Here is a 3,533-nt window from a genome sequence, read left to right as displayed (position 1 = left end):
TCTCCCCCGTGGGCCCCGAAGGGTCGTTCCCCCCGGCCTTCAGGCCACCAGCTCGCCGAAGGACTCCTCCTCGTCACGGCCGAAGCTCAGCACCTCGTCCTCGCGCAGTCGCCGCAGCGAGCGCCAGATGCTCGACTTCACCGTGCCGACACTGATGTCCAGGATCTCCGCGATCTCCGGATCGGTCCGGCCCTCGTAGTAGCGCAGCACCAGCATCGTGCGCTGGAGCTCGGGCAGGCGGGCCAGGGCCTGCCACAGGACCGCGCGCAGCTCCGTGCCCCGCATCGCGTCCGTCTCGCCGACCGTCTCCGGCAGCTCCTCGGTCGGGTACTCGTTGAGCTTGCGCCGGCGCCAGGCGCTGATGTGCAGGTTGGTCATGGTGCGACGCAGGTACCCGCCGACGGCGGCCTTGTCGCTGATCCGGTCCCAGGCGCGGTACGTGGAGAACAGCGCGCTCTGGAGCAGGTCCTCGGCCTCGAAACGGTCACCGGTGAGGTGGTAGGCGGTGGCGTACAGGGAGGCACGACGCTCCTGCACGTAAGCCGTGAACTCGGCTTCCGAGCAGTTCGTGCGCTCCCCCGTGACCTCCCCGTACGCCGCTCCCCCGTCAGCGACGGCCACCATGTACGGCGCCTTGCGCTGACGCCCGACGGTACGAACGCACCCCCGTCCGTTCGACACACCGCCGGACTTCTCCGTGCTCCGCACGACGTCGTGGAGACGCGTGACAACTGCGCTTGAGGTGGTGCTGTGCAGTGCGTTCATCTCGCGCCCCCCGTCGGTTGGAGTGTGTTTCGGTCCGTGTGCCAAGAAGCTTGCCCCCCGGACTTCATGGCGCTGTCCGCCGACTGTCACAGCCGTGTCACAGGGAATGGAACAGAAGCGAGTCCGCGAGCGGTCGATCTCGGACGGCCCCATGGGCCAGAATGACGGCGTGCCTTTTCTGCTGCTGATCGAGGACGACGACGCCATCCGCACGGCCCTCGAACTCTCCCTGTCCCGGCAGGGCCACCGGGTGGCCACCGCCGCGACGGGCGAGGACGGTCTCCAGCTGCTGCGCGAGCAGCGGCCCGACCTGGTCGTGCTCGACGTCATGCTGCCCGGCATCGACGGCTTCGAGGTCTGCCGGCGCATCCGCCGGACCGACCAGCTGCCGATCATCCTGCTGACCGCCCGCAGCGACGACATCGACGTCGTCGTCGGGCTTGAGTCCGGCGCCGACGACTACGTCGTGAAGCCCGTGCAGGGACGGGTGCTCGACGCCCGCATCCGGGCCGTGCTGCGGCGCGGGGAGCGCGAGTCGACGGACTCGGCGACGTACGGCTCGCTGGTGATCGACCGTTCGGCGATGACGGTCACCAAGAACGGCGAGGACCTCCAGCTCACCCCGACCGAGCTGCGGCTGCTCCTGGAGCTGAGCCGGCGGCCCGGACAGGCGCTGTCCCGGCAGCAGTTGCTGCGGCTCGTGTGGGAGCACGACTACCTGGGCGACTCGCGGCTCGTCGACGCCTGTGTGCAGCGGCTGCGCGCCAAGGTCGAGGACGTGCCGTCCTCGCCGACGCTGATCCGTACCGTCCGCGGGGTCGGCTACCGGCTGGACGTCCCTGCGTGAGCAAGGGGATCTACACACGGCTGCGGCTCTCGAGTCTGCGGCTCCGGCTCGTCGTCGTCTTCGCCCTGGTCGCGCTCACCGCGGCCGTCGCCGCCTCCGGCATCGCGTACTGGCTGAACCGGGAGGCGGTGCTGACCCGTACCCAGGACTCGGCGCTCAACGACTTCCGGCAGGAGATGCAGAACCGGGCGGCGACGCTGCCGCTCCGGCCCACCCAGGACGACCTGCGGCGGACCGCCGAGCAGATAGCGACCGGCAGCGCCGCGAACTACCAGGTGCTGCTGCTCGGCGAGCGGGACGCGGGCAAGCCGATCGTGGGCGCATCGGACCCGGACGACTTCACGCTCGCCGACGTGCCGCGCCCGCTGCAGGAGGCCGTGGACACGAAGCGGCCGGTGACGGACGCCAACGCGTACCCGTACCACCTGTTCTGGCAGCGTACGGAGCGGAACGGGACGCCGTACCTGGTCGGCGGGACGCGGATCGACGGCGGCGGGCCCGCCGGGTACATGTTCAAGTCGCTGGCCCCGGAGAAGGCCGACCTGAACTCGCTCGGCTGGTCGCTGGGGATCGCCACCGCGCTCGCGGTGGCCGGCTCGGTGCTGCTCGCGCAGGTCGCGGCGACGACCGTGCTGCGGCCGGTGCACCGGCTCGGCGAGGCGGCCCGGCAGCTCGGCGAGGGGAAGCTCGACACCCGGCTGCGAGTCACCGGCGCGGACGAACTGGCCGATCTGTCCCGTACGTTCAACAGCGCGGCCGAGTCGCTGCAGAAGCAGGTCGCGGACATGAGCGCGCGGGAGGAGTCCTCCCGGCGGTTCGTCGCCGACATGTCGCACGAGCTGCGGACCCCGCTGACCGCGCTGACGGCCGTCACCGAGGTCCTGGAGGACGAACAGGACTCCCTCGACCCGATGATCGCCCCGGCGGTGGCCCTCGTGGTGAGCGAGACCCGGCGCCTCAACGACCTGGTGGAGAACCTGATGGAGGTGACCCGCTTCGACGCGGGCACCGCGCGGCTCGTCCTCGACGAGGTGGACATCGCGGACCAGATCACCGCGTGCATCGACGCGCGGGCCTGGCTGGACGCGGTGGAGCTCGACGCGGAGCGCGGTATCGTCGCGCCGCTCGACCCGCGCCGCCTCGACGTGATCCTGGCGAACCTGATCGGGAACGCGCTCAAGCACGGCGGTTCGCCGGTGCGGGTCTCGGTGCGCACGGAGGACGACGAGCTGGTCATCGCGGTCCGCGACCACGGCCCCGGCATCCCCGAGGAAGTCCTCCCCCACGTCTTCGACCGCTTCTACAAGGCGAGCGCGTCCCGGCCCCGCTCCGACGGCAGCGGGCTCGGCCTGTCGATCGCCATGGAGAACGCGCTGATCCACGGCGGTTCGATCACGGCGTCGAACTCGGTCGGCGAGGGCGGGACGGTCGACGGCGCGGTGTTCGTGCTGCGACTGCCGCTGGACGCCTCGGGGATCACGCGCGAGGTGCAGACGCGCAGCAGCCAGGGCGAGGAGGAGGAAGCATGAGGCGTCGCCTCTCTGTCCCGGCGGTCGCGCTCACCGCACTGCTCCCCGCACTGCTCACCGGCTGCGGGATCCGGACCACGTCGGTCCCGGTGGACGCGGGCGCGGCCCCGTCGCGGGTCCCGTGCAGCGTCACCGACGACGGTACGACGCAGGCGGCGCCGCAGGGCGTGCCGGTCCGGGTGTACCTGGTCTGCGGCTCGCAACTGGAGGCGGTGGACCGCCGGTCGCCGCTGCCGGAGGAGAAGGCGGGCGGCGATCCGGTACGGACGGCCGGGGGGCTGCTCGCACAGCTGCTCGCCGAGCCCTCGGAGGCCGAACGGCAGGCCGGCTTCACGACCGAGGTGCACGGGCCGCTGACGGTCGGCGGCGGGCACGCCGGCGACCCGGCGGGC

4 protein-coding genes are annotated in these 3,533 nt (G+C 71.7%); 3 read left to right on the top strand and 1 reads right to left on the bottom strand.

The window, feature by feature from the left end:
• Positions 1-39 precede the first annotated feature (39 nt).
• The gene (locus CCN56_RS33705) at positions 40-765 is read right to left on the bottom strand and encodes a SigE family RNA polymerase sigma factor (protein WP_086831630.1); all 726 of its coding nucleotides are present in this window, start codon (positions 763-765) and stop codon (positions 40-42) included.
• Positions 766-934: 169 nt separating this feature from the next.
• Between CCN56_RS33705 and afsQ1 the strand changes: the two genes are divergently transcribed.
• The 3 genes from afsQ1 to CCN56_RS33690 form a co-directional block, all read left to right on the top strand.
• Positions 935-1,612 carry a two-component system response regulator AfsQ1 gene (afsQ1, locus tag CCN56_RS33700; protein WP_017239746.1) on the top strand — a complete coding sequence of 226 codons (678 nt, stop codon included), beginning with the start codon at positions 935-937 and terminating at the stop codon, positions 1,610-1,612.
• Positions 1,609-3,141 (top strand): HAMP domain-containing sensor histidine kinase, encoded by a 1,533-nt coding sequence (locus tag CCN56_RS33695; RefSeq protein ID WP_086831629.1) that lies wholly within the window; start codon positions 1,609-1,611, stop codon positions 3,139-3,141. The genes afsQ1 and CCN56_RS33695 overlap by 4 nt, the downstream gene beginning before the upstream one ends.
• On the top strand, positions 3,138-3,533 hold a 396-nt coding region (locus CCN56_RS33690), incomplete at its 3' end, for a hypothetical protein (RefSeq protein WP_086831631.1). The genes CCN56_RS33695 and CCN56_RS33690, both read left to right, overlap by 4 nt.

The sequence above is a fragment of the Streptomyces sp. NRRL B-24572 genome, assembly GCF_002156145.1.
In the GTDB taxonomy this organism is placed as follows: Bacteria; Actinomycetota; Actinomycetes; order Streptomycetales; family Streptomycetaceae; genus Streptomyces; species Streptomyces vietnamensis.
This window is presented reverse-complemented; position numbering and strand designations above follow the sequence as displayed.

Bases quoted from the DNA above. Each gene is read 5' to 3' on its own strand.
- CCN56_RS33705 (WP_086831630.1), bottom strand. From the start codon at position 765: ATGAACGCACTGCACAGCACCACCTCAAGCGCAGTTGTCACGCGTCTC.